Source organism: Glaciibacter superstes DSM 21135, assembly GCF_000421145.1.
Lineage (GTDB): Bacteria > Actinomycetota > Actinomycetes > Actinomycetales > Microbacteriaceae > Cryobacterium > Cryobacterium superstes.
Genome location: NZ_ATWH01000020.1, coordinates 24,775 through 51,503 on the forward strand (window position 1 = coordinate 24,775; position 26,729 = coordinate 51,503).

35 protein-coding genes and 1 pseudogene are annotated in these 26,729 nt (G+C 62.1%); 14 read left to right on the forward strand and 22 right to left on the reverse strand.

The window, feature by feature from the left end; all coding sequences use genetic code 11:
• Nucleotides 1-57: 57 nt before the first annotated feature.
• Nucleotides 58-1,497 carry an argininosuccinate synthase gene (gene argG, locus K323_RS0121765; RefSeq protein ID WP_022887380.1) on the forward strand — a complete coding sequence of 480 codons (1,440 nt, stop codon included), beginning with the start codon at nt 58-60 and terminating at the stop codon, nt 1,495-1,497.
• Between the two features lie 139 nt (nt 1,498-1,636).
• On the opposite strand, the gene K323_RS0121770 is transcribed toward argG, so the two are convergent.
• Nucleotides 1,637-2,749 carry an alkene reductase gene (locus tag K323_RS0121770; protein WP_022887381.1) on the reverse strand — a complete coding sequence of 371 codons (1,113 nt, stop codon included), beginning with the start codon at nt 2,747-2,749 and terminating at the stop codon, nt 1,637-1,639.
• Between the two features lie 10 nt (nt 2,750-2,759).
• Nucleotides 2,760-3,248: a nitroreductase family deazaflavin-dependent oxidoreductase gene (locus K323_RS27950; protein WP_022887382.1), complete on the reverse strand. Its 489-nt coding sequence runs from the start codon at nt 3,246-3,248 to the stop codon at nt 2,760-2,762.
• Nucleotides 3,249-3,457: 209 nt separating this feature from the next.
• Between K323_RS27950 and K323_RS0121780 the strand changes: the two genes are divergently transcribed.
• A complete protein-coding gene (locus tag K323_RS0121780; protein ID WP_022887383.1) occupies nt 3,458-3,994 on the forward strand; it encodes a MarR family winged helix-turn-helix transcriptional regulator in 537 nt (178 codons plus the stop codon).
• A 167-nt stretch (nt 3,995-4,161) separates the two neighbouring features.
• On the opposite strand, the gene K323_RS29185 is transcribed toward K323_RS0121780, so the two are convergent.
• From K323_RS29185 to K323_RS0121795, 3 genes are read right to left on the reverse strand one after another with little or no spacing between them, the layout of a single operon-like run.
• Complete coding sequence (locus K323_RS29185; protein ID WP_211219893.1) at nt 4,162-4,638, reverse strand: GNAT family N-acetyltransferase; 477 nt, start codon at nt 4,636-4,638, stop codon at nt 4,162-4,164.
• A gap of 35 nt (nt 4,639-4,673) precedes the next feature.
• Nucleotides 4,674-5,123, reverse strand: a complete 450-nt coding sequence (locus tag K323_RS29190) for a GNAT family N-acetyltransferase (protein WP_022887385.1) — start codon at nt 5,121-5,123, stop codon at nt 4,674-4,676.
• Nucleotides 5,124-5,154: 31 nt separating this feature from the next.
• Nucleotides 5,155-6,072, reverse strand: coding sequence for an NADP-dependent oxidoreductase (locus tag K323_RS0121795; protein WP_022887386.1), 918 nt, complete (start codon nt 6,070-6,072; stop codon nt 5,155-5,157).
• A 564-nt stretch (nt 6,073-6,636) separates the two neighbouring features.
• Between K323_RS0121795 and K323_RS0121800 the strand changes: the two genes are divergently transcribed.
• Nucleotides 6,637-7,407 carry an SDR family NAD(P)-dependent oxidoreductase gene (locus K323_RS0121800; RefSeq protein WP_022887387.1) on the forward strand — a complete coding sequence of 257 codons (771 nt, stop codon included), beginning with the start codon at nt 6,637-6,639 and terminating at the stop codon, nt 7,405-7,407.
• Between the two features lie 44 nt (nt 7,408-7,451).
• Nucleotides 7,452-8,150 (forward strand): sigma-70 family RNA polymerase sigma factor, encoded by a 699-nt coding sequence (locus tag K323_RS27965; RefSeq protein WP_084697620.1) that lies wholly within the window; start codon nt 7,452-7,454, stop codon nt 8,148-8,150.
• Nucleotides 8,151-8,268: 118 nt separating this feature from the next.
• Here K323_RS27965 and K323_RS29615 read toward each other — a convergent pair.
• The 3 genes and pseudogenes from K323_RS29615 to K323_RS0121825 form a co-directional block, all read right to left on the reverse strand.
• Nucleotides 8,269-8,668 (reverse strand): annotated as a pseudogene (locus K323_RS29615) (GntT/GntP/DsdX family permease); the annotation flags it as partial.
• Between the two features lie 52 nt (nt 8,669-8,720).
• On the reverse strand, nt 8,721-9,407 hold the full coding sequence (locus K323_RS0121820; RefSeq protein WP_022887389.1) for an HAD family hydrolase: 687 nt from the start codon (nt 9,405-9,407) through the stop codon (nt 8,721-8,723).
• Between the two features lie 57 nt (nt 9,408-9,464).
• Complete coding sequence (locus K323_RS0121825) at nt 9,465-9,920, reverse strand: DUF5709 domain-containing protein (RefSeq protein WP_022887390.1); 456 nt, start codon at nt 9,918-9,920, stop codon at nt 9,465-9,467.
• A gap of 266 nt (nt 9,921-10,186) precedes the next feature.
• Here K323_RS0121825 and K323_RS27970 point away from each other — a divergent pair, with 266 nt between their 5' ends.
• From K323_RS27970 to trxA, 3 genes are all read left to right on the forward strand, one after another.
• The gene (locus tag K323_RS27970) at nt 10,187-10,969 is read left to right on the forward strand and encodes an SDR family NAD(P)-dependent oxidoreductase (protein ID WP_022887391.1); all 783 of its coding nucleotides are present in this window, start codon (nt 10,187-10,189) and stop codon (nt 10,967-10,969) included.
• Between the two features lie 67 nt (nt 10,970-11,036).
• On the forward strand, nt 11,037-11,447 hold the full coding sequence (locus K323_RS29195) for a GNAT family N-acetyltransferase (RefSeq protein WP_022887392.1): 411 nt from the start codon (nt 11,037-11,039) through the stop codon (nt 11,445-11,447).
• A gap of 64 nt (nt 11,448-11,511) precedes the next feature.
• The gene (gene trxA / locus K323_RS0121840) at nt 11,512-11,892 is read left to right on the forward strand and encodes a thioredoxin (RefSeq protein WP_022887393.1); all 381 of its coding nucleotides are present in this window, start codon (nt 11,512-11,514) and stop codon (nt 11,890-11,892) included.
• Nucleotides 11,893-12,275: 383 nt separating this feature from the next.
• On the opposite strand, the gene K323_RS0121850 is transcribed toward trxA, so the two are convergent.
• The 10 genes from K323_RS0121850 to K323_RS0121895 all read right to left on the reverse strand — a co-directional run bounded on the left by K323_RS0121850 (nt 12,276) and on the right by K323_RS0121895 (nt 18,062).
• Nucleotides 12,276-12,617 carry a hypothetical protein gene (locus K323_RS0121850; RefSeq protein ID WP_022887395.1) on the reverse strand — a complete coding sequence of 114 codons (342 nt, stop codon included), beginning with the start codon at nt 12,615-12,617 and terminating at the stop codon, nt 12,276-12,278.
• 123 nt (nt 12,618-12,740) lie between these two features.
• Complete coding sequence (locus K323_RS0121855; RefSeq protein WP_022887396.1) at nt 12,741-13,400, reverse strand: RraA family protein; 660 nt, start codon at nt 13,398-13,400, stop codon at nt 12,741-12,743.
• Nucleotides 13,400-13,897, reverse strand: coding sequence for a carboxymuconolactone decarboxylase family protein (locus K323_RS0121860; protein WP_022887397.1), 498 nt, complete (start codon nt 13,895-13,897; stop codon nt 13,400-13,402). The genes K323_RS0121855 and K323_RS0121860 overlap by 1 nt, the downstream gene beginning before the upstream one ends.
• Before the next feature lie 88 nt (nt 13,898-13,985).
• Entirely contained in the window at nt 13,986-14,261 is a 276-nt protein-coding gene (locus K323_RS0121865; RefSeq protein ID WP_022887398.1) for a DUF6510 family protein, read from the reverse strand.
• Complete coding sequence (locus K323_RS0121870; RefSeq protein WP_022887399.1) at nt 14,261-14,986, reverse strand: ferredoxin reductase; 726 nt, start codon at nt 14,984-14,986, stop codon at nt 14,261-14,263. Before K323_RS0121870 ends, K323_RS0121865 begins: the two co-directional genes overlap by 1 nt.
• Nucleotides 14,983-15,567 carry a molybdopterin-dependent oxidoreductase gene (locus K323_RS0121875; protein ID WP_022887400.1) on the reverse strand — a complete coding sequence of 195 codons (585 nt, stop codon included), beginning with the start codon at nt 15,565-15,567 and terminating at the stop codon, nt 14,983-14,985. The genes K323_RS0121870 and K323_RS0121875 overlap by 4 nt, the downstream gene beginning before the upstream one ends.
• Nucleotides 15,568-15,615: 48 nt before the next feature.
• On the reverse strand, nt 15,616-16,128 hold the full coding sequence (gene msrA / locus K323_RS0121880; protein ID WP_022887401.1) for a peptide-methionine (S)-S-oxide reductase MsrA: 513 nt from the start codon (nt 16,126-16,128) through the stop codon (nt 15,616-15,618).
• Nucleotides 16,125-16,586, reverse strand: a complete 462-nt coding sequence (msrB, locus tag K323_RS0121885; protein ID WP_022887402.1) for a peptide-methionine (R)-S-oxide reductase MsrB — start codon at nt 16,584-16,586, stop codon at nt 16,125-16,127. The genes msrA (K323_RS0121880) and msrB (K323_RS0121885) overlap by 4 nt, the downstream gene beginning before the upstream one ends.
• 65 nt (nt 16,587-16,651) lie before the next feature.
• Nucleotides 16,652-17,014, reverse strand: a complete 363-nt coding sequence (locus K323_RS0121890; protein WP_022887403.1) for a hypothetical protein — start codon at nt 17,012-17,014, stop codon at nt 16,652-16,654.
• 127 nt (nt 17,015-17,141) lie between these two features.
• A complete protein-coding gene (locus K323_RS0121895) occupies nt 17,142-18,062 on the reverse strand; it encodes a ferritin-like domain-containing protein (protein WP_022887404.1) in 921 nt (306 codons plus the stop codon).
• A gap of 430 nt (nt 18,063-18,492) precedes the next feature.
• On the opposite strand from K323_RS0121895, the gene K323_RS27980 reads away from it, so the two are divergent.
• The 4 genes from K323_RS27980 (at nt 18,493) to msrA (K323_RS0121915) (ending at nt 20,452) form a co-directional block, all read left to right on the forward strand.
• Complete coding sequence (locus K323_RS27980; RefSeq protein ID WP_211219894.1) at nt 18,493-19,128, forward strand: sigma-70 family RNA polymerase sigma factor; 636 nt, start codon at nt 18,493-18,495, stop codon at nt 19,126-19,128.
• A gap of 19 nt (nt 19,129-19,147) precedes the next feature.
• Nucleotides 19,148-19,306, forward strand: coding sequence for a hypothetical protein (locus tag K323_RS0121905; RefSeq protein WP_211219895.1), 159 nt, complete (start codon nt 19,148-19,150; stop codon nt 19,304-19,306).
• Nucleotides 19,307-19,421: 115 nt separating this feature from the next.
• Nucleotides 19,422-19,901, forward strand: a complete 480-nt coding sequence (gene msrB / locus K323_RS0121910) for a peptide-methionine (R)-S-oxide reductase MsrB (RefSeq protein ID WP_022887406.1) — start codon at nt 19,422-19,424, stop codon at nt 19,899-19,901.
• Nucleotides 19,898-20,452, forward strand: coding sequence for a peptide-methionine (S)-S-oxide reductase MsrA (gene msrA, locus K323_RS0121915; protein ID WP_022887407.1), 555 nt, complete (start codon nt 19,898-19,900; stop codon nt 20,450-20,452). The genes msrB (K323_RS0121910) and msrA (K323_RS0121915) overlap by 4 nt, the downstream gene beginning before the upstream one ends.
• Nucleotides 20,453-20,568: 116 nt before the next feature.
• On the opposite strand, the gene K323_RS0121920 is transcribed toward msrA (K323_RS0121915), so the two are convergent.
• Together K323_RS0121920 and K323_RS0121925 are read right to left on the reverse strand one after the other, a co-directional pair.
• The gene (locus tag K323_RS0121920; RefSeq protein WP_026851995.1) at nt 20,569-21,195 is read right to left on the reverse strand and encodes a TetR/AcrR family transcriptional regulator; all 627 of its coding nucleotides are present in this window, start codon (nt 21,193-21,195) and stop codon (nt 20,569-20,571) included.
• A gap of 24 nt (nt 21,196-21,219) precedes the next feature.
• A complete protein-coding gene (locus K323_RS0121925; protein ID WP_157509545.1) occupies nt 21,220-21,669 on the reverse strand; it encodes a hypothetical protein in 450 nt (149 codons plus the stop codon).
• 217 nt (nt 21,670-21,886) lie between these two features.
• Between K323_RS0121925 and K323_RS0121930 the strand changes: the two genes are divergently transcribed.
• Both K323_RS0121930 and K323_RS0121935 read left to right on the forward strand, forming a co-directional pair.
• The gene (locus K323_RS0121930; RefSeq protein WP_022887410.1) at nt 21,887-22,465 is read left to right on the forward strand and encodes a uracil-DNA glycosylase family protein; all 579 of its coding nucleotides are present in this window, start codon (nt 21,887-21,889) and stop codon (nt 22,463-22,465) included.
• 226 nt (nt 22,466-22,691) lie between these two features.
• Nucleotides 22,692-24,113, forward strand: a complete 1,422-nt coding sequence (locus K323_RS0121935; RefSeq protein ID WP_022887411.1) for a dihydrolipoyl dehydrogenase family protein — start codon at nt 22,692-22,694, stop codon at nt 24,111-24,113.
• A 112-nt stretch (nt 24,114-24,225) separates the two neighbouring features.
• Here the strand turns inward: K323_RS0121935 and K323_RS0121940 are convergent, their stop codons facing one another.
• The gene (locus K323_RS0121940; protein WP_022887412.1) at nt 24,226-25,113 is read right to left on the reverse strand and encodes a fructose bisphosphate aldolase; all 888 of its coding nucleotides are present in this window, start codon (nt 25,111-25,113) and stop codon (nt 24,226-24,228) included.
• 117 nt (nt 25,114-25,230) lie between these two features.
• On the opposite strand from K323_RS0121940, the gene K323_RS0121945 reads away from it, so the two are divergent.
• A complete protein-coding gene (locus tag K323_RS0121945) occupies nt 25,231-25,449 on the forward strand; it encodes a hypothetical protein (RefSeq protein WP_022887413.1) in 219 nt (72 codons plus the stop codon).
• 298 nt (nt 25,450-25,747) lie between these two features.
• Here the strand turns inward: K323_RS0121945 and K323_RS27985 are convergent, their stop codons facing one another.
• On the reverse strand, nt 25,748-26,623 hold the full coding sequence (locus K323_RS27985) for a metal-dependent hydrolase family protein (RefSeq protein ID WP_342663024.1): 876 nt from the start codon (nt 26,621-26,623) through the stop codon (nt 25,748-25,750).
• Nucleotides 26,624-26,729 lie beyond the last annotated feature (106 nt).

Consider the following 26,729-nt stretch of genomic DNA (forward strand, 5'->3'; position numbering starts at 1 on the left):
GCGAGTGACGCCGGCAGCCAGACAACACATCGCAGAGATGACCATAAGATCGTAGTCATGTCCAAAGTCTTGAGCAGTCTCCCCGTCGGCGAACGTGTCGGCATCGCTTTCTCCGGAGGGCTCGACACCTCCGTGGCCGTGGCCTGGATGCGCGAAAAGGGCGCAGTGCCGTGCACCTACACGGCCGATATCGGCCAGGCAGACGAGCCGAACATCGGGGCCGTCCCCGATCGGGCGAAGGAGTATGGCGCCGAGATCGCGCGCCTCGTCGATGCCAGGAGCGCACTGGTCGAGGAGGGCCTCGTCGCCCTGCAGTGCGGTGCCTTCCACATCCGCTCCGGCGGCAAGGCCTACTTCAACACCACGCCGCTCGGCCGCGCTGTCACCGGCACGTTGCTGGTGCGCGCCATGAAGGAAGACGGCGTCGACATCTGGGGCGACGGCTCCACCTACAAGGGCAACGACATCGAGCGTTTCTACCGCTACGGGCTGCTCGCGAACCCGCGCCTGCGCATCTACAAGCCATGGCTCGACGTGGACTTCGTGAACGAGCTCGGCGGTCGCAAGGAGATGAGCGAGTGGCTGGCCGCACGGGACTTCCCGTATCGAGACTCAACCGAGAAGGCGTACAGCACCGATGCCAACATCTGGGGCGCCACCCACGAGGCCAAGCGCCTGGAGGAACTGAGTTCTGGGATAGAGATCGTCGAGCCGATCATGGGCGTGCCGTTCTGGCGCGAGGATGTCGAGATCGCCTCAGAGGTTGTCAGCATCCGTTTTGAGGCCGGCAGGCCGGTCGCCCTCAACGGGGTTGAATTCGCTAATGCGGTGGACCTGGTGCTCGAAGCCAACGTCATCGGTGGCCGCCATGGCCTCGGTATGAGCGACCAGATCGAGAATCGCATCATCGAGGCGAAGAGCCGCGGCATCTACGAGGCGCCGGGTATGGCTCTCCTGCACATCGCCTATGAGCGACTCCTCAACGCTATTCACAACGAAGACACCATCGCGAACTACCACGCAGAGGGTCGCCGACTCGGTCGCCTGATGTACGAAGGCAGGTGGCTCGACCCGCAGTCACTCATGTTGCGTGAGTCCATCCAGCGCTGGGTCGGTTCAGCGGTCACGGGCGAGGTCACTGTTCGACTCCGCCGCGGCGACGACTACACGATCCTGGATACGACAGGCAGCAGCCTGAGCTACCACCCCGACAAGCTGTCGATGGAGCGGGTCGGCGACCCCGCATTCGGCCCTGACGATCGCATCGGCCAGCTCACCATGCGCAACCTCGACATCGCCGACTCCCGAGCGCGTCTCGAGCAGTATGCGGCAGCGGGCATCGTCGGCGGGCCGACGGGAGAGCTGGTCGGCACCCTTAAGGCTGGTGAGGCGAATGAGATTCTCGGCGGCGAGGTCGTCGACACCAAAACGGATGCCCAGGGTCGCGCCACAGACCTCACCTCAGAGGGCGCCGCGTTCGACTTCGGCGCCGACTAGAACGCGACGCCCTTGAAGTACATCTAGCAGCAGTTCTGTACCACATCAAGCAGGACGAACCCGGCCAGGGCACTGTTACTGTGCCCTGGCCGGACGCTCGAGGCTCCCGCGGTTGAATCGGAGCGTCGCGTGTGCCGCGTTACTCGACGGCAGCGAGCTCGAGGGTCGGGTAGTCGAGGTAGCCACGCTCGTCGCCGCCGTAGAACGTCCTCTGATCAGGATCGTTGAGCGAAGCACCAGACTTCAGCCGCTCGACCAGATCCGGATTGGCCAGCGCGAGGCTGCCGACGGTGACGACATCGGCGAGACCGTCTTCGATGTCGCGTACACGAGTCTCGAGGTCGACGCCGCCGCGGTTGAGCAACAGTGTGTTCGGCCACAGGCTGCGCAGTTTACGCAGTAGTGGAGCATCGCCCCCGCCCGAGGCAATGTGCAGGTAGGCGAGGTTCAAGGGAGCCAGAGCCGAGACCAGAGCACTGTAGAGCTCATCGGAATCGTGCTCGACGATGTCATTGAGCGGGCTCCCTGGCGAGACACGGATGCCCGTACGTCCAGCGCCGATCTCGTCGGCAACGGCGGCCGCGACTTCCACGCTGAGCCGAATCCGGTTGGCGATCGATCCGCCATACTCATCCGTGCGCTGGTTCGCATTGTTCGACAGGAACTGCTGCAGCAGGTACCCGTTCGCCGAGTGGATCTCCACTCCGTCAGCCCCGGCAGCGATCGCAGCCCGGGCGGCGAGACGGAACTCCTCCACTACCCCGCGCACCTCATCCGTCGACAGGTCGCGCGGCTCGGGAATCGGCTGCATGCCGGCGGCAGTGAACATCGGGCTGGCCGGTGCGACGGATGACGGCGCCACGGCCTGGCGTCCGTGCGGCGTGTTCTGAGGATGGGAGACGCGACCCACATGCATCAGCTGAATCACGATGCGGCCCCCTGCCTCGTGCACCGCGTCGGTGACGGCACGCCAGCCATCGATGTGATCGTCGTGGTAGATGCCCGGTGTGAGCAGATATCCCTGCCCGTCCGCGGAAGGTTGGGTGCCCTCGGTGATGATGAGCGCCATGGAGGCGCGCTGGGCGTAGTACCGGGCGTTCATGTCACTGGGTACGCCGCTCTCATGGGAGCGGTCACGCGTCATCGGTGCCATCGCGAGCCGGTGCGGCAGTTGCAGATCGCCGACTACGGTTGGCTGCCACAGCGGGGACAATGCGGCGGGGTCGAGGTTCTGGTCGTCGTTCGTTGTCATGCGGTTCTCCTCAGTGCTTGGTTGTGTCGATGCTTGGTGTGGCAGTGGCTGGTTGGGTCATGGATGCGTGGTTGGTTGCGTCGGAATCGACGGGGCTGAGTGCGACGACGGGGATGGTGCGCCGCGTCATCCGTTGATAGCCGCCGAACCCGGGGAAGCGACTGGCCTGCTCCTCGTAGAAGCGGTCTCGCTCTGCGTCGTGCAATTCGCTTGCCGCAACGTGGATTCGCTCATCCCCCACCTCGATCACCGTGGACGGGTGCGCGAGGAGGTTGTGGTACCAGGCTGGGTTCTTGTCCGCGCCGCCGTTGGAGGCGAAAACCAGGTACCGTGCAGCGTCTGCGAGATACATCATGGGGTTGACGCGCTCAAGGCCGGTCTTGGCGCCGCGGCTGTGCACCAGTACCAGTGGAGCGCCCGCGAACGGTCCACCGACCTGGCCGTGGTTGGCCCTGAACTCGCTGATAGTCCAGGCGATGAACTCCTCCTGCCGGCTCATGGCGAGCGAACGAGTTCAGCCGGTTGGCCGACCCCGCCTCTGTGTCCTGTGGTGAGAATTTCCACGGTGATCTCCTTTCGTGTTTACATGTTCGAACAAGTAATACACGGGTCCCTTTATTCCCAAGAACGAGAACTTATTTTGAGGCCACGTATGTTGTTCGGACAACAATGCCTTAAACTAGGCGCGGAGAATCGAGGAGATTGCAGATGACACAGCGGCGAGAGACACAGCGGCGAGAGAATGGGACGGATTCCGACGGCGAAGCACAGAGCCAGACATCCCGCGCGGTTGTGCGTCAGCCAACGACGGCGGCCGGAGGCCCGATCAGCCACGCGATCTTCCGGGTGGCACGGCTGCACCGGATGCTTGCCGGCTCAATGCTGCGGCGCACCGGTCTGTACCCTGGCCAGGAACTAGTCATGATGCATTTGTGGGATCGAGGAGAGCAGAGGCAATCCGACCTCGCCAAGTTTCTCGACTCGGACGCTGCGACTATTACGCGCACGATCCAGCGGCTCGAACGCGCGGGCTTCGTCCGGCGCCGCCCCGACCCCTCAGACGCCAGAGCCTCGTTGATCGAGCCAACCCCGGCCAGCAGTCATCTGCGCACGGAGATCGACGAGATCTGGCAGGAGCTGGAGCGCCTCACCGTGGGTTTGCTCGATCCTGCGCAGCAGGAGGCAACCCTCGCGGCGTTCGAAGCGCTGGAGCGCAACCTGGTCACCGCAACGGCTGAGCGCTGAATGCGGGAACCCGTCGGAGCGATTCGATTCGCGATTGTCAGCCAGGAGCCTGCAGACCCATATTTGGATTCAGCCTGCTTGATCAAGTGGCATTGCCAACGTACTCGCCGGGCGCGATGGGACGCAGTTCAGTCGTTGTGACGTAGTCATTCATGGTTCTTCTCCTTCTACGCCAAGTCGTGCTCGAAGGCGGTGAGTTGCTCGTCGTCGTCATGGCCGACCGCGGGTTCGTGCTGGGGGTACGCACCGGAGCCCGGATGCACCTTGTCGATGAGATCGAGATATTCCGGGTTGCGGGCAATAAACTCACCCACGACCGGGCAGATGATCGTGATTTTCTTCCCGCTCTCGCGAATCTCATCCAGCACACGAGCGACGAGTTCTGTCGCTACCCGATGGTTGCGGTAGGCGTGGTTGACCCAGGTCGTCAGCAGCACGACACGGCCGCCCACGAACCGATACGCGAGCTCGGCGATCGCGTCTGCACCGAGGGTGGCGATCCAGCGACCGTGCTCTGCGTCGTTGAGGACATCGAGCTCCCAGCTGGACTCCGCTTCGTTAAGACCTGTCTCGTCCAAAGCAGCAATGAGTGCCGCGTTGTTCTCTTCACGGGTGGCCGCCTCGGCCACGATATTGGTCGTCACTGTCATACTTTCTGTCAGGAAGCTAATTGGCGGCTTTAGGACCGGCGTGACCCTTTGGTCACTCCCGGGTGCCTAGGGTCGATGAGGTCAGCGTACTCGGGGTTGTGCTCGATGAAAGTGCGCACGATCGGGCACAAGATGGTGACCGTCTTTCCTTGCACGCGAACATCGTCCAGCACACGTCGAATCACCTCGGTGGCAATGCCCTGTTTGCGGAACTCGGGAAGGACCGAGACGGCCAGCAGCACGAGTCGGTCAGCGCCGGCGACGTTGTAGGTCAGCCCGCCGATCTCGGTGTCGCCGACGATCGCCTCATAGATACCGTTCTTCTCGTCATTGACGACGTAGAAGTCGAACGCGGGAACCTGAGGATCATCGATTACCTCGTCGATGAGGACGGCCTGGTCCTGACTGAGGGTGCCTTTCCCGTCGGGGTATCCGGCCTCGTCGGGGTACTCGAAGGTGTAGCGGATTGGGTCGGTCATGGGGGTGTCCCTTCGTTAATAGTCCATGTCCCTACGAGCGAACGCGGATAATCGTCTTCCCCTTGACCCGCTGGGTCGGGTTGAAGGCGGCGACGGCATCATCGAGATCCACTACGTTGCCGATGTTGGTCTGCAGCCGCCCATCCCGTACCCGCTGGACGACCTCACCCAGTTGCGCGCGATCAGCCTCGACGACGAAGTCAACCGCCAACCCCTCTGCCGGCCGCGCCTCGGGCGGACCGGCGATGGTCACCAGTGTTCCTCCGGCTCGAATCAGGCCCGCGGACCGCTTCCCGATGTCGCCGCCGATGACGTCGAAAACAAGATCGACTCCACCGACGTCTTCCAGTGAATCGCTGTCGAGGTCGACGAACTCCTGCACACCGAAGTCGAGCGCCATCTGCCGGTCGCTGGCACGTCCAGTGCCGATGACGTAGGCGCCGGCCTCTCGGGCGAGCTGCGTCACCATCGATCCGACCCCACCGGCCGCGCCGTGCACGAGAATGCTCTGCCCTACCTGAAAGCGGCCGTGCACGAACAACCCCTGCCACGCAGTCAACCCCGAGATCGGCAAGCTCGCGCCCACCGTGAAATCAACATCCCCCGGCAGCGGCGCGAGGTTCCGCGCTTCAACAGCCGCGTACTCCGCCAGAGTACCGTCGCGAGTCCAGTCCGAGAGGCCGAAGACTCTCTGCCCTACCGACAGCCCCCTCGTGCCGTAGCCGAGCGCGCTGACCACACCGGCAAGCTCGTGGCCGGGGATTGACGGTGTTCGGTCCCGGCCGAGGCGATCGGTCCAGGTGCCCGGCCACGTCAACTCACCAGGGGTGAATCCCGACGCATGAACCCGGACAACGACATCGTTCCCCGCTGCCTCCGGCTCCGGCCGCTCCGCCAGCGTCATCCCGACCGTTCCCGCGGCCTGATCCGTCACTACTACTGCCCTCATGAGGTACCTCCCTGTATCAAGTCCTCGCCGACACTGCATTTTCGATTCGCAACATTAGCGGCACCAGACCTCGACGTCTTACCAAGCAGTTCGATAAGAGTTGTAACACGACGGCTTCACCGGTGAGCGACGCGGCTAAGCAGGTTCAGCCTGTTCGGGGCATTGGGCATGTCTGCCGCTACTGTGCAGAGTGATAGGTCGTGTCGCCTGCCGCTCAGCCAGTGCCACCTAGTCAAGGTTACGCCGGGTATTCACCCTGGTGGCAGGCCGGTTCGAGGACCTCGTCCGGTACGAGCTGCCCGTGGCTCCGCAACAGTGGACCCTATGGATGAAACACACTTCTATTTACTGCCGAGTTCCGGTGAAATGCGGCATCTGACAACGATTTGGAGTTGTCGACCGTCATCTGCGCCGTAAGGATCGAGTGAAGAGTGGACGTTATGGTCCCTTATGGTGTCTTCGATTCGTTACGTCAAAGGCAACAGGTTCTATCGGATGGACTGAATGGTCCCGATAGCTGACAGAATGGGTTAGAAGTACACGTACCAATAGGGAGTGGTTTGCATGGCAAGGGACTTTGAAGGCAAGAAGATCGTCGTGATCGGCGGCGCTAGTGGCATCGGCTTCAAGACCGCGGAGGACGTAGTCGCGGAGGGTGGCAGTGCCGTGATCGTTGGCCGCCCAGGCCGGAAGCTCGATGACGCCGCGGCGCACCTGTCACGCTCGGGCAGTGCGTGGTCGATCGCGGCCGATCTGACGGACTGGGACCAGGTCGTCGAGGCGCAGAAGCATCTAGCAGCCAACCACTCTGATGCCACCCTCCTCGTCAACTCGGCGGGACTCGTCCGGCTCAAGCCCTTCCTCGACCACGAGGTAGCGGACTACGACTCGTATCACGACCTGAACAGGGCGACCTTCTTCCTTACCCAGACCATCGTCCGGGGTATGATCGCCGGCGGTCAGGGCGGCGCCATCGTGAACGTCGGCGCGATGTGGGCGCATCAGGCGCTTGCTGTGACGCCGTCGTCCGCATTCTCGATGGCGAAGGCCAGCCTGCACGCCCTCACGCACAACCTGGCCATTGAGCTCGCCGGCGAGGGTATCCGCGTGAACGCCGTGGCGCCCGCCGTCACGAACACACCCCATTTCGACTGGATTCCCGCCGACGAGCGGGATGCCACACTACGGCAGATGGCCGGCCTGCACCCGCTCGGCCGAGTCGGCACCGCACAGGACTTGGCCTCGGCAATCACGTTCCTCCTCTCGTCGGCGTCGAGCTGGACCACGGGTGCCATCCTCAATGTTGACGGTGGGGTCATGGCAGGCCGCAACTAGGATGGTGCCGAAGTATCGCGATTGTGGCCTTAACAGCGCGCGAGATGAGGCCAGTGGGCGTTGAACGGCGTGCTAGGTCACCACTCGATGACGGCGTGTCAACGGGCTCGTCTTACCCCGACGACACCACTTCCGACGACCCAGGCCCTCAGCCGGATACGTCTTCTGAGCTCGGTTCACTGTTCGAAGCGCAAGCGCTTCCGTACATGGATCAACTGTACGGGGCGGCTCTCCGCATGACCAGAAACCCGGCCGACGCTCAAGACCTGGTCCAGGAGACTTTCGCTAAAGCGTACGCAGGGTTCAGTCGGTTCCAGCAGGGCAGCAATTTAGTTGGGTGGTTGTACCGCATACTCACCAACACCTTCATTAACGCCTACCGCAAGAACCAGCGCGCGCCATACCAGAGCGGGCTGGACGAACTCGAAGACTGGCAGCTCGGCGGCGCGGAGTCGTTCACGTCTTCGACCACGCGGTCGGCTGAGGCGGAAGCGATCGACCACCTTCCCGATAGCGCCGTCAAAGACGCGCTGCAGGCAATTCCAGAGGACTTCCGGGTGGCTGTGTACTTCGCCGACGTCGAGGGTTTCTCCTACCAGGAGATCGCCGACATCATGAAGACCCCGATCGGTACCGTGATGAGCCGCCTGCACCGCGGCCGTCGGATGCTGAAGGAGCTGCTCACCGACTACGCGCACGAACGGGGCCTCTCAGCCGTGCAGACGTCCAGGAGCGTGAAATGACCGCCTGCGGCTGATTCCATGGTGGTAAAGCATACGAATCGCATGCAAGCTGCCCGAGAGCGTCAGCTCGCCCGTCAGTAGGGCAAGGGAGAGACGCGTCCGAGACCGCGGCTGCTGGTCAGACGACCAACCAGAGCACGGACGTCAATATCAGCCCCATCACCGGAATGATGGTCTCCATCACCGACCAGATCTTGATCGTCTGACCGACCGTCAGGCGGAAGTATTCTTTGACAAGCCAGAAGCCCGCATCATTCACGTGGGAGAAGAACAACGATCCGGCACCGGCGCCGATGACTACCAGCGTTAATTGGGCTGGGGACAGGTCGTGTTGTCAGTGGGGCGATGATTCCGGCGGCCGTGCCGGTCGCGACAGTTGCCGACCCGGTGGCCAGTCGGATCAGGACGGCTACCAGCCGGCCCAGCAACAAGGTCGACAGGCCGACCGCCAGCGCGACCGCAATCGCGTCACCGGCGCCGCCGGCGCCGGCGCCGACGATGGGCGTGACGCCGACGATTTGGCGGCGTTCCGGATCGGGGCACCGGATCAGCCCTAACGTCGCTGATCGGCTACAAGCCGGGGAACGATTCGGTCAGCGAGTCCATCACCTGATCCGCTCCCACAGCCTCGAGGTCCTCCTTCGAGTAGTGACCTGTTGTGACCCCGATCGCCGTCGCGCCGGCGGCGTGCGCGGACTCGATATCGTGTGGGGTGTCGCCGACGACGAAGACATCCTCCCGCTCGAGGTCCTGGCCATGCATCCGTTCGGCCTTCTCGATCGCCAGCCGGACCGCTTCCGTCCTGTCCGGCGAGTCCGAGCCATAGGCGCCGAAGATGAAGTAGCGCCCGAGCTTACCCGGTTCCATTTTCATCCGGGCCGCACCCTCCATAGCACCGGAGACGACGCCGAGGATGATGCTTGCATCGGTCAGGCGCTGCAGTACGTCGTCGGCGCCGTCGAGGACGCGGTATCCAGGCGAGGTCCAGATGTCTTCCGACAAGTGCCACAGATACTTGGCGTACAGTCGGCCCATCTCCTCGTTGCCGGGCTCCCGACCGATCACGGCGCGGAAGGTCGCTCTGCCGACCTGCGGGTCCGTCTCTCCGGCCGAACTGTGCTCCCCGATATCGGCGGGAACGCCGTGCAGCTGCTCAAAAGCCCAGGCCCAGCTCCGCGCGCCCGAACCGCCCGTGTGCACCAACGTCTCATCGATGTCGAAAAGGACTGCCGCCGGTTTCTTGAATTCGCCATCCATCCGCTGATCCTCCTCCTCGACCGCCCAGGCCGATGCGGGACAGATACATATTCACGGTCAGCGTAGATCGTCTGGATCTAAAACGATGTGAACCGCCGCTTCCTCCGCTGATGCACCGCCCCCGTCGATGCCGATGTCGTTCGCCCAGTAGTCCGCCGCCGGGTCGAAGCTCTCTGGTTCGGCCCAAGCCAGACGGCCAGCTCGGACCGAACCGACCTGATCATCGATCACCTCACCGTCAGTGTCGGTGGTGTCTCCGATACCATCTCCGAGAATTTCTTCTGTCTCGTCGGGGATCTCTCGGGCGAGCCGGGCGGATAGAGGCTCTCGGGACCGCGCCTCTCGCGGCGTGAACCCCCAGGAAAGGTCGGCCGGCCGCCAATCCAACGGGGAGTACCCGACTTCGTCTATATCGTCCCCGAGTTCATCGGTGTCGAGGCTCTCGTCGGGCGGAAGCAGGCCGGAGTCTTCCGCCGAGTTGTCGAAGTCGTTGCCGTCACCGGTGTTGGTCATATTCGATCGCCTTTCTCATCAAGTCCGTCAACGGTTAGTGGCGGCAAACCACGGCGTCTTACAACGCTGTTCGGACGGGGTTGTGGCGCACCCGGTCGGCGAGGACGAACGCGATAGAGGTTTTTGGTAAGACGGCGCGAAAACTCGACACACATGAGGTAGGTGCAGCTGGCTTGTGTTGTGCCTTCTCGCTCATCAGACTGCGTGGCGCGCCATGTGATCTGGGTGAGGCCATGCCGCACATCGCGTGAAAGGAACCGTGGAGTATGAGAGCTGGGTTTGTTGGCAAGACCGCACTGATCACGGGTGCTGGAAGGGGGATCGGCGCGGCGATCGCGGGCGGACTTGCGCGGGCCGGGGCCGATGTGATTCTTCTCGCCCGTACCGCCGATCAGCTCGATGAGACTGCTAACGCCATCAGGGCGAGTTCGTCGCGTGCTGAGGTTCGCGTCGTGACTGCCGATCTGACCGACGACGCCCAGCGCGCCAAGGTGATCGCCGACCTGCTGTCCGGCGGCCCTATCGATGTTCTGATCAACAACGCGGCCACTGTCGAACCCCTCGGCGCAAGCGCCACGATCAGCCCGAACCAGCTGCGTCAAGCATTTGAGATCAATGTGATCGCTCCCGTAGCACTGAGTGCCGCACTTGCTCCGCGCATGGCCAAGGCCGGTTGGGCTCGTATTGTCAACGTCTCGTCAAGCGTCGTGGGCCATCCCTCCTCGATGATCGGTGGTAATGCCTACGCGGCCACGAAGGCTGCTCTCGAAGCACACAGTCTCAACCTCGCCGCCGAGCTCGACGGCACGGGTGTGACGGTCAACGTCTACCGGCCAGGGGGTGTCGACACCGCCATGCAGGGCTGGATCCGTAGTCAAGATCCCCAACGCATCGGCGCCGGCCTGCGCGACCGCTTCGTCACCAGGTACCACTCTGGTGCCCTGATCACCCCGCAGGAATCCGCCAATGCGCTGCTCGGCCATCTCCTCGGTCCGGACGGCGGCCGGACCGGCGCAATCTGGGACTTCGGTGACACCGTCACCGCGTAGAGGAAACGCTTCATCCGGCTGGCCGGGCGCTCCCGACCGCCGACAGAACGAACGATTAGGAGGCAGCATGGCAGGCAACGCTGAGGGCATGGTCACCCTGACCGGCACAGAGCAGGACGGCGCAGACATGGATCTGTCGGTAGCGACTACGCCCGATGCTGAAGACCTCATCATCATCGAAGACAGTGATGTCGGCATTTACGAGGCCACATTGGGGGGCGTGACCGTTGCTGGAGTCGTTTACAGCAAAACGGGTAGCCGCGTCACTCTCCTGGCGACATCCGTGTTTCCTGAGTTCCGAGGTAGGGGGATCGCTGCCAGGCTCCTCGGCGGCGTCCTTGACAAGCTTCGGGCGCAAGGAGAGACCGTTACCGTCACCTGTCCGTTCGCGGCGGAATTCGTCAGCGCCCATCCCGAGTATGCCGATGTTCGCGATTCGGCCATCCCGGGCAACAGCACCGCGAGGCGCGGGCATTGACTGAATTCGCCCGACCCCACGTAAAGAACACTTGAATGACTGCCACATCGAGGAAAGGAACATCATGACAACCGTCGAACTCACAGACGACAATTTCGAGACCACTATCAAGGACAACGACATCGTCCTCGTCGATTTTTGGGCCACGTGGTGCGGCCCTTGCCATCAGTTCGCCCCGATCTTCGAGCGATCCGCAGAAGATCATCCCGACATCGTCCACGGCAAGCTCGACACCGAGGCCGCGCAGCGTATCGCGGCGGCCGCGGGGATCACCGCGATTCCCACTCTGATGGCATTCCGTGAGGGTGTCCTCGTCTTCAACCAGGCGGGCGCACTGCCGGCCCCGGCTCTCGCGCAGGTCGTAGAGTCCGTCAAGAACCTCGACATGCGCGAGGTCCGCACAGACATCGCCGCACAGAACGATACGCCTGCCCCGGAAAACTGATGTGGATGCCCGTTCTGTCTTGATCTCCATTCACGGCAGAGTCGGCATGCCGGCGTCACTCAGCAGAAGCGGTGAGGATGGATGAAATGGACGGATCTCGGGATCAAGAGCTTGACGCGCTGATTGAGCGGATACCAGAGGGATGGTCCCGTGCACAGATAGCTGGCCGGAGCTGGGGGGTTACGCGTACCACACGTGCGGGGGGCAAGGTGATCTCGGTCGATGCGGAACGCCTCGGCGACACCGAACAACTTGGGGCAAACGTGTGGATCACGTCTGAGGGCGCAATTCTCAGGCCGTGTGAGGTGCCGGAGGAAAAGGTCATGCAGTTCCTACGTGCCGCGGCGACAGCATTCTCAGCATGAGCGACCGCATGCAAGATGTCACGGCTGGATGGTTCCGCCACGCTCTAGAGTTTGGACGTCCCAGTACAGACACGCAACTAGTGTGCCCGCGGGACAGTGCAGGGCCGGGTCGGTATCGGTCGCTGATGCGACGCGAGCGAATTCTCCGCGGGCTTTGGTGAGCAGCATCTGGAACTCGTTATCGGCCACCACACAGCCGACCGTGTTCAACCATTCCCGAAGCAACGGCTCGACGTCACCGTGATAGACCAGCGAGTCCGCCCATACGCGTTGAACGATGCCAGCGATTTGATCCTCGCGAGGAGCGGACAGTGCCCCGTCCATGACGGGGAATGTCTGCACCTTCTTCTGCTTCGCCATCGTGGCACCAATCTTTTACTTGAAATCTCAGTTTACCGATTTGGGGTTTCTCGCGCCCGATTTTCAAGGGCCCCCATCCACCGGCGCGGACGCGGTGGTCCGGCTTGCTCGCTAAGGCACATCTCAGGTTTCCTGGCTTCCTCGAATGCGTATCTCGTCGGGGTCTTCGGCGCGGATTCTCGTTAGAAAGGCAGCGTCCTCAAGTTCAATCCTTGCTGCGAGCTGAAACGCTTCGTCAACAAGCCCGGATGGAACAATCACCGCCGCCGCGGCGTCGGCATACACGAAATCGCCGGGGAGAACAATCACACCTCCAACAACGACTGGGACGTTCGCAGCGATGGGCATCAGGTCGGCCGTACCCGCCTTCACGGTCTCGCCGCTGCAGTAGAAAACGGGCTCATAGCGCTCGAGCTCACCAAAATCGCGAAGTCGTCCGTCGGTGAGGAGCCCCGCAAGCTTCCAATTCTGCAGCCGCGAAAGCTTCGTCTCACCACCCACGGAGATATTAGGCTGGCCGCCGCTGTCCAGCACCAAAACCGTCTCCGCAGGATTGGCAGGAATCGCCTCATAGAAGAGACGCGCGAAACTGTTCACCTGTGCGTCAAAGACATCCTGCCGAAAGGGGACGAACCGGATGGTGACAGCCCGCCCGCGCAATACGCGCCCCGGCGTTGGCGACACTAGATCGAGGACATGTGCCCTATGTGTCGACAGGCGGCCGAGCGCATCCGTCAGCGAAGCTGCGGAAACGCCACCCTTCCGCGGATCGTTGTGGTCCATCATCCTTCGCTCTGGTCTCTGTGCTTTGGCGTTACTTCCTCCAGCACCGGCACGGCCCCCTGTGCAAGTTTCAACCGAGTCCAGACATTCATATTGATAACCACGGCAGCGATTTCAGCGATTGACTTCTCATCAAAGAATCGAGCCAATCGCTCGTGTTGTTCAGCGAAAGCGGACAAGTCGAATTCGGTGAGGGCCTCCGTGTATGCGAGAGCCGCACCCTCGTCTTCGGCGAACATAGTGCTCTCTCGCCAGCTCGCAAGGTGAGCGATCTTGGCCGGATGCAGACCCGCATCCCGCGCAGCGGCGGTATGCAAGATCAAGCAGTATGAACACGGGTTCAGCTGAGCAACGCGAAGCCGCAGCAGCTGTGCCAGCCCGGCGTCCACGGACAGCGTCGCCGTATAGCCCGCTGCCGCGGCCATCTCCTGCGCAATCGCGTGAAACCCAATCACATCGGGATCAAATCGCGTGTTTACGAAATGTACTTCGTCCATGCCCCAGCCCCTCGTGCAGATGTTTGGTCTTGTGTGCCTGAGCTACTTCTTGTCTGACGCACCTAGAATTCTCCTCTTACTGTTGGACTTAAATACGGTCGTTCATGGCTCGGTCAGCGACCCGCAGCCAGCGGAGCCCGCGCATGCTGAGAGATTTCTGTCCGGCGCGTTCGATGATGACGATCAGGACGTTGTCGCAGTTGCGACAGCGGGCGACGAAACCCATGGGCTGGCCGTACACCATGGCTTGGCCCAGCATTGCGATATCAGCACAGGACTGACATTGACCCTGCGTCGTCGTCGGCTCGAAAAGGAAGAGATCGGCGGTCGGGCCGGCGAGAACGTTGCCGTCGAGGTGATCCATCAGGTTCCTCCGAATCGTTCGGTGCGGATGGTGTCGGGCGCGTGCCCAAGGCTGGTAAGGGCACGGGAGACTGTTTCGACGAACCCGGTCGGGCCGCAAACATAGGTGAGCGGTGCTTGTTCCGGTGGCAGTGTCTTGCTCTTCAGGTCTTCCGCTGTGAGCCGACCGGCTGATCGAGACCATCCCGGCGGTACAGTGCGGGTGTAGTGCCAGGTCGTCCGAGCAGTCGCTGACGGCTGGGAGAGTTCGTCACGGAAGAACGCATCATTAGGTGTGCGTAGCGAATAGAGCAGCTGCATGGGCGCGGAGCTGCACACGCTGGCGTGTGTGCGGGTCATCGCGATGAATGGGACGACACCGGAGCCGCCGGCGATTAGTTGGACGGGCTGGGTCTGTTCCGGCCGCCACACGAACCATCCGCCGAGTGGGCCCCGGAGCTCGACAGTGTCACCGAGTGCGAGATCATCGACGAGGAAGGGCGAGACCTCACCGTCTGGCAGCCGGTCGATGCCCAATTCGATCTCCCCACCGGGGCCAGCGCTGGCGATGGAGTACGAGCGGACAGCCTGATACCCATCCGATGACGTGAGCCGCACATCGACGTGCTGCCCCGCATCGTTACCCGGCCAGCCAGGCACGGTGAAGGTGATGCTCCGCGCGGAGGCGGTCAGCGGGTGTGCACGCGCGAGACTGCCTGTGAGCCAGCCGGCGGCCGGGGTTGTCACGAGTAGCGCTCTTCACGCCAAGGGTCGCCGTGCAGGTTGTAGCCGTACTCCTCCCAGAAGCCTGGATTGTCCTCACTTTGCATGACAAGTCCCCGCACCCATTTGGCGCTCTTCCAGAAATAGAGATGTGGTACCAGGAGGCGTGCCGGGCCGCCGTGTTCGGGCTCAAGCTCGCCGCCGTCGTACTCGTACGCGATCCAGGCCTGTCCGTCGAGGACTTCCTCAAGTGGAAGGTTCGTGGTGTACCCGCCGTAGGAGTGTGCCATCACGAAATCCAAACCCGTCTCGACCTCAGCAAACAAGGTGTCTAATGACACGCCCTTCCAGCCGGTGCCGAGCTTGGACCAGCTGGTCACGCAATGGATATCGACGGTAATGTCCTCGGACGGGAGAGCGAGGAATTGGTCCCAATTCCACCGGTGGGTCTGTCCTGTTTCGGTGTGGATGAAGAACTCCCAGTCCTCCGTACTGATCGATGGGCTCGGGCCTGCCGACAGCACGGGAAAGGACTCCGTCAAGTGTTGTCCAGGTGGGAGCGCAGGGTTATCGTCGCGGCGGCGACCTCCGAAAACGGCCATCATTTCTCCTTCAATCAATCAGCGTGCAGATCTCTTGGCCGGTTAGCCGGCCTACGCGGTCTGGTTCTCGCGGTGCGGGAGCTTCCAACCAGGGCGCACGTAATGGCACGTATAGCCGGCGGGGTACTTCTCCAGGTAGTCCTGGTGCTCCTCTTCCGCTTCCCAGAAGTCTCCGGCCGGCTCCACCTCGGTGACGACCTTCCCCGGCCAAAGTCCGGACGCGTCGACGTCCTTGATGGTGTCCAGGGCAACCTCTTTCTGCTCATCACTGGTGTAGAAAATCGCGGATCGGTAGCTGCGGCCAACGTCGTTGCCCTGCCTGTCCCGCGTCGAGGGATCGTGGATCTGGAAGAAGGACTCAAGCAGATCCCGAAACGCGATGACGTCGGGATCGAACACGATTTCCACGCTTTCAGCATGGTCGCCGTGGGAGCGGTAGGTGGCATTTGGCGTGTTGCCGCCGGAATAGCCGGTGCGGGTCGAGAACACGCCCGGCTTCTTTCGGAGCAGCTCCTGCGCGCCCCAGAAACATCCACTGGCTAGGACGGCACGGTCGCGACTCATGATGCTACCTCCGTGGTGAAGAGGCCGCGGAACTGCCCATAGCCGGCGGTCTCGAGCTGATCCAGAGGGACGAACCGCATCGCGGCGGAATTAATGCAGTAGCGAAAGCCTCCGTCGGCGGCCGGGCCATCATCGAAGAGGTGACCGAGGTGGCTGTCACCATGCTTGGAACGCACCTCGGTTCGGACCGTGCCGTAGCTGCGGTCCTCGTTCAGGACAACGTTGCCAGGGTCGATGGGGACGGTGAAGCTGGGCCATCCGGTACGGCTATCGAATTTGTTGATCGACGCGAACAGAGGCTCACCGGAGACGATGTCGACATACAGGCCTGCTTCATGGTTGTCCCAGAACTCGTTACGGAACGCCGGCTCTGTCGCCGCCTCCTGGGTGACCTCGAACTGATCCCGGGTGAGATTCGCAACCTTATCGGGATCTTTGCGGTAGTCGGTGGTGGACATTTGTATCTTTCCTTCGTGCGCTGGTTTCTAGGTGATGGATGGCACGCCGGGGTGACCGTGATCGATCAGATCTGCGTATTGGGGGTATCGATCATCCTGGGGGTGTACCGTCCCTCAGACGTCGCTCCACGATGGAGTTCGGTGAACCGGACGCCGACGACATCACCATCGGCATCCGTAATCCAAAAGACGTCGTAGATGGCGCGATAGGTCGGTGGCCAAAACGACCAGAACTGCCCCTGAGCGTCCACACCCCACGTTCCCGAGGTGGGGCCGCCATTCTCGGTGTACGTGGTGCGGCCGTCACGAGTGAACACCTGAGTTGCCTCGTCGGCGTAGGTGAATGGTGCTCTCGTCAACGCTTCCGCTATGTCTCCTGCGTTAATGCGTTCGCCGTTTTCGACCGCAGGTCTCTCTGCACTGAACATGGCATTCTCCCTTCGGATGGTGTATCGCTCTGGAGTCGTCCAGGCGACTCGGGTTGCCGGTCATCGGCAGCCGCATCGTTCGCAATCGATGAGCCTCATTGGTACCTCTGAATGGCGATGCACGCACTCAGTCCGCGGTCGGCCCGGTGCCGTGGACGATGTCGCCGTTGAGACCATCCGGGTAGAAGCCACCAGAATTGCCCCCTTGGGGATCGAGGTAGACGATGTTGAGTATCTCCGCCGCGCTCCGGCCGAAGGCCCTACCGTTTTCGTCGGTGGGAACGAGGTTTGCCACGTCCTTGGTGCCGAGGTCCTGATCATCGTCGGTGGGACCGCTGACTGCGTTGCGAACCGCCGAAATCTTGTGCACGACGTCGAACACGGAGTCATCCACAAGCCCTTCACTGAAGAGTGTAGCCCGCACGATCCCGGCATGGTAGGCCTCGGTCGCCAGCAGGCCCGCTGCCGCGTCCAGGTAGGTCTTGTTGGAGATGAACGGTGCCGCACCCTTGAAAGCGGTGACCCCCACGTCTTCGAAGAGGAAAGCGGCGAAGAGAAAGTTGCGGTCGTTCGCGTAGGCGTCGAAGATCTCTCCGGGCTTGATCAAGCCTGCAGCGGTGGCTGCGGCGGTGAAGCTGTGATCGAGAGAGATCCGCGGGCGTGCAACGGCCGCGTCCCCGAGTGCGCCGCGGAGGAAGGCGACGTGGGCTCGTTCGTCCATAGCAATCTCGCGGGCGATGTTCTTAATCAGGGGGCTTCGAAAATCGACCTGCCGGCCGCCGGACACCTGCCCGGGCGTCCCCGTCCCTCCCACCATTTCGTCGGGAAGTCCCTGCCCGGTCACGCCACGAAGGTAGAACTCGGCTTCAAGGTACTCAAGGTTGAGCGCAAAGTTCAGGATCGAAGCGTCGCTGGGCCCGTCCTCTGCTGTCGTAGCCGTCGACGTGCCGGTCGCTGCTTCGGTGACCATGTCGGTCAGCTTGACGCGGTCCTCTGTAGTCTCCGCGCTGGCGTTGATGGCATCACTGATGAAGCGGTTCTTAGACATCCTGACTCCTGCTGTTCGATGATTTCGGCCACGCCGCAACCTGACCGCTGTGACCTCGAATCGGCTGTCGAGACACTGCTACATTTCTACCGTTAAAGGACGTTCGAGTCCAGTTACAGGTGATCGAACTGCTGCTGGAGGATGGTGGCCGACCGTCCGGGCTTGCAGGCCGGACTAATGAATGCCCACTCTAACCTTGCTGTGATCGACGAGGGTTGCGGACGCGGGACGGTCAGTACCTAACCGCACATGTTTGCCGAACGGCACCGCGGCATCGTAATCTGGACGAAATCGTTCTATTATTTCATGATCGACATGCTGAACGACACGAGTACGGCGCACTCACCGGATTGGACTTACCGGCATGGATATGGATTCCTCATCGTGGCTGACCGCGCTCGACGAAGCCGGAACCAAACGGGACGCGGCGTTGGCCCGCCTGCACGAGATGTTGCTGCGGGTGGCCGTTCATGAGGCGCATCGACGTGGGCCCGCTTTCCGCATCGGCGGACCGGAACTCGACGACCTTGCACATCAGGCCGCCAACGACGCGATGATGTCCCTCCTGGGGAAGCTCGATACCTTTCGCGGGGAGAGCCGATTCACGACCTGGGCGTATCGCTTTGTGGTGCTGGAGGTTTCCAACAAACTTGGCCGCCACTTTTGGCGCAAGCCATCGGTGTCCCTCGACGTCGAAGGTTGGGAACGACTCCCTGCACGGTTCGCTGTCGACCCGCTCGCGCAGACACAGCAGCGGGAACTGATCAGGGCCGTACAGCAGGCCATGAGCGAAACGTTGACCGATCACCAGCGCCACTTCTTCGTCGCAATCGTGGTCGACGGCGTCCCGATCGAAGCGATGGTGTCTCAGTCTGGATCGAATCGGGGCGCAATATACAAGACCGTTTTCGATGCACGCCGTAAGATCCGCGCCTACCTGACCGCTAACGGATATCTGGAAGGCGAGCCGAAGACGGCCCAACCTACTGAACAACAGGTAGAGGTGAAAGGTCATGGCGGGGTGGTGGGAGTGGTTCGAGCGTTTCCTGGCCGCCGATCCGCGTGACGTCGGTTGTGATGAGGCGATGGCTGTTCTTCATGTCTATGTCGAGCTACTCGCGGCCGGAGTCGATGCGGCTGAGCACTACCCCGGAATGGCGGCGCATCTTGCTGCGTGCGAATCGTGCGCGGAGGATGCGCGCGGCCTATTGCTCGCCGTGCAGGACGATGATCTGCACATCTGAGGCCTACCCAGAGATCGTAGTCACAGCGAATTCTCAGAAAACCGGGACCAAAACGACTATCTGCGGTGTTATTTCCAGTGACGCCGCAGCCAGCGACGCCAGAAGAGGAGAAATCGTGTCACACGACTACAGCAAGACTCCCGAGGCGCTGAGCCGCCTCACCGAAGGCCAGTTCCGCGTCACGCAGAAGGACGGGACCGAGCCTGCATTCCGAAACGAGTACTGGGACAATCACGAGCCCGGCATCTACGTAGACGTCGTCTCCGGCCAGCCCCTGTTCTCGTCTACCGACAAGTACGAAAGCCGCACCGGATGGCCGAGCTTCACCAGGCCAATCGTGGCGGACGCTGTTCGTACCGAGACGGACAAGTCGCTCTGGATGACCCGCACAGAGGTGCGGTCCACCGGGGCCGACAGTCACCTCGGCCACATCTTCGATGACGGCCCCGTCGACGCCGGAGGCCAGCGCTACTGCATGAACTCGGCCGCGCTGCGCTTCATCCCAGTCTCCGAGCTCGAGGAGCAGGGTTACGGTAAGTACCGCTCCCTGTTCGAGACAGCCGACACCACCAATACAGAGGAGCACGCATCATGACCAGCGGAGTCAATGACACCGGACAGATCACCCGCACACCGGACACCGAGACGGCCGTCCTGGCCGGCGGGTGCTTCTGGGGCGCGGATGACCTCATTCGCGTACAGCCAGGAGTGCTCGACACCCGCGTCGGATACACCGGGGGCGAGAACGATCACGCAACGTACCGCAACCACCCCGGCCACGCCGAAGCAGTCGAGATCCTCTTCGATCCGACGCAGACGACCTACCGAGACATCCTGGCGTTCTTCTTCCAGATCCACGACCCGTCCACGTTGAACCAGCAGGGCAACGACATCGGCACGAGCTACCGGTCGGTGATCTTCCCGCTCACCCCCGAACAGGAGAAGATCGCCCGTAACACGATCGCGGATGTCGATGCATCAGGGTTGTGGCCGGGTAAGGCGGTCACGACGATCGAGCCCGCCGGCCCGTTCTGGGAGGCCGAGCCCGAGCACCAGGACTACCTGATCACCTACCCGAACGGCTACACGTGTCACTTCCTGCGGCCAGAGTGGGTGCTGCCCAAGCGCACGGCAACCGCTGCCTGACGCCCTACTACGAGGGCGCGTTCACCGCGGAAGCGATGGACGTGCCCTCAATCGTTTGGTGACGAACGGCGATGACTGTGTCCGGGTCGTAGTCTGTGGCTTTGGCCGCGGTGAACTCAATGAGCAGACAGGCTCTCGATATGCGTAAGCGCCATGTCAATTGACGTTGCCATCGGCGTGACATCGCGCGCAGTCTGGGCCAGCATGTACCCGCCCTGGAGGGCGCCCAAAAGCCCGGTCGCGAGCTGGTCTATCGGCGCCTCGGGTGAAAGTGCACCACTGTCTTGAAGCCTATGTAGCACGCCTGCCAAGAGTCCCTGCCATTCGCCAAAAAGTTGAGACAGGGTCTGGCGCGCGAGATCGTCGTTGTCGGAAACCTCAGAGGCCAGCGCGCCGAGCGAACAGCCGTAAGCGCCGTGCCGTAGGGCGTTGTTCTGTACCAACGCATCCCGCCAGCGTCTCAGGCCTGCGATCGTCGAGACATGGCCGAGGGCATCGCGCTCGCGCCCGATGACGAATTCTCCAACGTGGTCGATGACGGCCCGCACGAGCGCGTCCTTGCCTGCGAAGTGATGGTACAACTGCGACTTGCTCACACCACTCGCCGCTATCACGTCGTCGAGCGTGGTACCCCCGACGCCCTGGATGAACATCAGGTCGGCCGCTCCGGCGACGATCTTTGCCCGCGTCTTTGCACCACGCGCCGTCAGGCGTCTGCCGTTGTGCGAGTCAGTGGTCGTCATCACAGGTCTATGTTACTAAGTGGACTACTCGGTCCCCATCCTTGCGCGGCAGTTGTCCTCGGTTGCCGCAAAAGGCGCGAGAGCGAGGTCGAGCGCGGCGTTGAGCGGCCGAGGGTCTTGGACAAGCTGACTCAGGGTGCTGCCTCCATGAAGCGCCGCAAGAATCAGCACGGCAGTCTTCTGGACATCGACGGCGACCCTTGTGGCTTCGGCGGAGGGCCACGGTGCGTCAATCGTGGTGCCAGACTGAACTAACCGGTCCACCATCTCGGCGATGAGCTCGCGCCACCGATCAAGGAAGTCGACCCGCTCGGACACATCATCTGTTGGCTGCAACGCCAACACATACGGCGACCGCGGGGTCATAAGCTCGTCGACGATGCGGCGGCGCCAGCACGCCAGCATCGCCCCGTCAGTGACCCCGACTAGACAAGGGCCTTCGCGGGCCAAGACTTCCGCGAAGTGTGTCCTCATCAAGCCCTCCCAACCGGTCGACACTGCTCACGTAGTCTCCCATTCTATGGGACCATATAGTCCCATCTTGCAGCTTCAGAATATGCTTGAATCCGCAGGGAACTAGGGTGTGGGCCAACACCGAGCGCGGACTATAGAGTTCATAATCCACCCACCCGAGTACGGCGCGAATGACCCGGGCAACTTTGCGCCCGGGCCGTGATCAGAAGGAGTAGCCGTGAGTTTCGAGACGATTCACGAGGGAATCATCAACGATCCGGAGAACACCTGGGCAAGGGACCTCGGCTACCTGCCGCTCTACGCGGCGGGGCCAGGCGCGAGAATCGCTGTGATTGGCCAAGCACCCGGCCGCAAGGCCCAGGAGAGCGGCATCGCCTGGAATGACGCCAGTGGCATCAAACTCTTCGACTGGCTCGGAGTGTCTGAGAACCAGTTCCGTGATCCCGACCTGTTCACGCTGCTTCCCATGGACTTCTACTACCCCGGCAAAGGCGCCACCGGCGACCTGCCGCCCCGAAAAGAGGTCGCCCGTCGCTGGCACGCGCCACTTCTGGATTTGATGCCCGAGATCCGGCTGACCATCCTGATCGGCCGATACGCACAACAGCACTACCTCGCAGGCCGCACCAAACAGAATCTCACCGAAACGGTTCACGCCTTCGACCAGTATCTGCCGGGCATCATCCCACTGGCACATCCCTCCCCGCTGAATTTCCGGTGGCAGGCTCGCAATCCGTGGTTTGTCACCGACTTGTTGCCCGTCTTACGACAACATGTAGCGGCAGCGCTTACCTGAACACCATCTGTACTCGGCCACGTCGCGGGTGACGGAGAAGACTCCGGTAGGTTCGTGATCCCCGACCGCGGTCTACCCGCCAGGACGGCAGCGACGTACATTTGTTGCAGCCCGCCTTTACCCGTCGGCGTAGGGTTGCAGCAAGGACGCCTGTTGCCAGGCGGTCACCCGATAGGGTTTGCTCGCTCTCGGCAGCACACCGTTTCCGTAGAGGAAGGACGCTGCCATGCCCGCCCACAGCCTCGAGACCGACCGGACCAGTGGAGTTGCGCACCGCGAGCATGTCGATCTGCTCGTCGTCGGGTGGGGCAAAGCGGGCAAGACTCTTGCCGGCACCGCAGCCCGTAAGGGGCACCGGGTTGCACTGATCGAGCAGTCTGCGGACATGATCGGCGGTTCGTGCATCAACGTCGCCTGCATTCCGACCAAGATCCTGATCCACGACGCCGAGCAACGACGTGGCTCCGACGATCCAGAGGAGTACTTCGCGCGCGCAGTGTCCCGCCGTGACACTCTGACCGCCGCAATGCGGAAGAATAGCCACTCATTGCTCGACGAGCTCGACTCGGTGCTGCTTGTCGCCGGACGTGCGACCTTCATCGGAGAATGCGAAGTGCAGGTGACCGGCGGTGAGGAGAGACTGCAGATCTCCGCAGACACCGTCATCATCAACACCGGCTCGCACCCTGCGCTGCCGACCATCGACGGGGCGCAGTTCAGCGGGCGGATCCACAACTCGAAGACACTGCAGCATGTCTCACCCTTACCGCGTTCCCTCCTCATCGTCGGCGGAGGCTATGTCGGACTCGAGTTCGCCTCGATGTTCGCCCAATACGGCGCGGAGGTCACCGTCCTCGACCGCGGCGAGCGCCCTCTGAGGAACGAAGACACCGACGTCGCCCAGACCGCCGTCGAAGTGTTGCGAGGCGACGGCATCACGATCATCTCGGGCGCGACCGCGACGGCGGTGGCAGACGGCGTCGATCGTGCTCGGGTCACATACACGGTCGATGGCCAGGAGAATACGGCCGAGGCCGAGGCGGTGCTGCTGGCCATGGGCCGTGCACCGGCCACAAAGGGGCTCGGACTGGAACGGGCAGGCGTACGGGTCGACGACCGCGGCTATGTCACGGTCGACGAGCATCTGCGCACCTCGGCGCCGGGCATCTACGCCGTCGGTGACGTCAACGGCGGACCACAGTTCACCTACGTCTCCCTCGACGACAATCGCATCGTGGCAGATCATCTCTATGGCGCAGGCCTGCGCACTACCTCCGACCGGGGCGCGGTACCCTACACCATGTTCCTCACTCCGCCCTTGGCACGCGTCGGACTGAGTGAGGCCGCTGCCCGCGAACAAGGCTACGACGTCAGTGTAAGGGTGAAGCAGATGGCAGACATCGCGGGTGCACCACGGGCGAAGATCGAAGGAGACCCGCGGGGCATCGTCAAGATCGTCGTCGACAGCGCGACCGATCAGGTGCTGGGCGCCGCACTCATGCACGTCCACTCGCAAGAGGTCATCAACCTCGTCAGTCTCGCGATCCGGCACCGGATCACCGCCTCGGAGCTCCGCGACTCGATCTACACCCACCCTTCAACGACCGAAGCACTCAACGAGGTGCTCGGCACGCTGCAGTCGAACTAGCTACATCGATCGGTCGCACAGCCCGAGTCCCCGTCAGAGGCACGGTCCCGGACCTCACATCGCACGGCAGATCAGCTCGAAAGGTTGACCGGGCACACAGAAGTCGTAGTTGTCAGGTGGACGAGGCGCGGTAAATGGCCTCGATAGACACGTTCAGGACACGGTCGAACTCGTCACTGCTCTGTTGCACGGTCAGTCCGTCCAGAAGAGCACGGCTGAAGCTGGCGATGAGCCCATGATTGCTTGCAAGCCGTGCGACCGCCTCGGCGCGACGGTAGCCGCCAGACAGCGCGACGACACGAGCAACGTTCGGGTGGGCGATGAGGTCGGCGTAGAAGTCGTCAATGGTCGGAATGGTTACCTTGATAGCGACCTTCCGATCGCCGAGCGCGTCCAGTTGCGCCAGGATGGCCGTCTTAAGCAGCGTCTCGGCCTCAACCTTGTCGGGAGCGGTGATGTTGATCTCGGGTTCCAGAATTGGTAAAAGACCGGCAGCGAGGACTTGCTCCCCGATCTCGAACTGCTGAGCGACGACCTGGGCGATGCCGACGGCATCCGCTGAGTGGATGACCGAACGCGCTTTCGTTCCCAGCACTCCGACAGAACATGCCCTATTGAGCAGGTCGTCGAGCCCAGGAATGTCCCGCATGAGCTGGACGCCGACCTGTTCGTCGTGTAGACCTCTGTCGATCTTCAGGAACGGCAGGATACCTTTTTCGTTCCACAGGTATTGGGCGATACCCTGACCCTCGACCTCACGCTTGAGCGTACCTTCGAACAGGATCGCTCCGAGGACCCGGTTGCTGGTGAACACACTGCTCGTGATGATCCGGACCCGTTCGGCATGAATCAAGTCGAACATTTCAGCTTCGGACGAGTACTGGGAGGATTCGATGCCGTACAGGCTCAGTGCTTTCGGGGTGCTACCGCCGCTCTGGTCAAGCGCTGCGATAAATCCCAGCCCGCTCTCGAAACGGCGTACCTTCTCCTGATCGGGCATGGGTGCGTCCTCACATCGCTCACTGGCTGTCCGCCGTGGCGGACATGCCATCGGACCAACTGCATGATAACCATACGGCGCGATTTCGACCATGGAACTCTTCATCGCCTGTCCGCCATGGATATGACCGTGGACGGGTCGCTCAGACGTGATGGTCAACCCATCGAACTCGTCAGGTTATTAGCGTGCTCTGTCGGCAGCAGCCTGGACGTTCTCATAAACCTTCGCGTGAGTGGCGTACTCGTTGCTCGCCGCCGAACAACCGAGGTGCTCTCGATCCAACCCGTCGAAGACGAAACCGGCGATGAATTGATGATCCTGCTGACATCGTTGTGACCCGCCAATTACTTGCACTAATGTCCTCCTGCCAAAGAAATAGGTGATCTTAGGATCCAAGTCAACGTCCCCGGTTCGCCACCACGAGCTTTCTTGTAAGCGTGCACGAGGTGCTCGTGACACGAACTCACCAATTCCACTAGGTTCACACTGCAGTGCTCTTCGGTCCCAAATCTGACGTCATGGTAGCGACCCGAATAGCTGGCCTCATCGGTTTTGCGATGGAGCGGCTCTCATTCCTGACTTTTGAGACCATGCAGCGGGCCGGACGACATCGACCAATCCTTCGCCGAACGGATCACTGCACGTCGGTGGCACCGGCCATGACGACGACCCGTGGACGCGTCTTATCCCAGAGGGCAGCCGGGTCATCGAACGGGTTGCCGTCCAGGATGACTGCGTCACCGACCGACCCTGGAGCAAGTCGGCCCAGGGTCGGGTCTTGGAGCAGGTCGGCATTGACAGACGTCATAGAACGCAAGGCCTGCAGGACTCCCAGTACCTCCATTTGAAGGCGCACGCCAAGAAGTTGGTCGTCTTCCAGCGAACCCATCAGATCAGACCCGAAGCCGATGTTCACCCCCATTGCGTGCGCCAGGCTGAGCGCCTCTTTGCCTGCCGTCAACAGCTCAGCGTTCTTGCCCTGGGAAACCGCATTGAGGCCTGAGTCCGCGCCGCGCCGTTCCATCGCATCCGCCGCCACCAGAGTCGGCACCAGGTAGCTGTCGCTTTTGGCCATGAGCTGCGCAGTCTCCGAATCCAGCAGGTTTCCGTGTTCGATCGAACGTACGCCGTTGTGCACAGCGTGCTGGATGGCCTCAGGTGAGTATGCGTGGGCGGCCACATAGCTGCCACGCCGTCCAGCCTCATCCGTGACCGCTCTGATCTCTTCCGCTGAGTACTGGGGAAGTCGAAGAGCGTCGGTCAACGACATGACACCTCCCGAGGCCATGACCTTGATTGCATGGCTACCGGTGCGGAACCTCTCGCGAACGGCCGTGCGCAGGTTGTCGACACCATCGACAATCTCGCATACATGACCGTGGCCGAAGCACACGTCGACGTCCGCGGATCGAGGATCGCCGTGGCCGCCGGTTTGGCTCAATGCCGGACCGGTGAAGAGGTAGCGCGGTGATACCGCCAGACCCTCGCGAACAGCGTTTGACAGCCCGATGTCCCCTCCGGCCGGAGTGTCGAGCGTGTCTTATCGACGCATGGTCAGACTGATATACGCGGGTTGGTTACCGCAGGGCGAAGTGTTCGGCTGGAGAGGTGCCGCG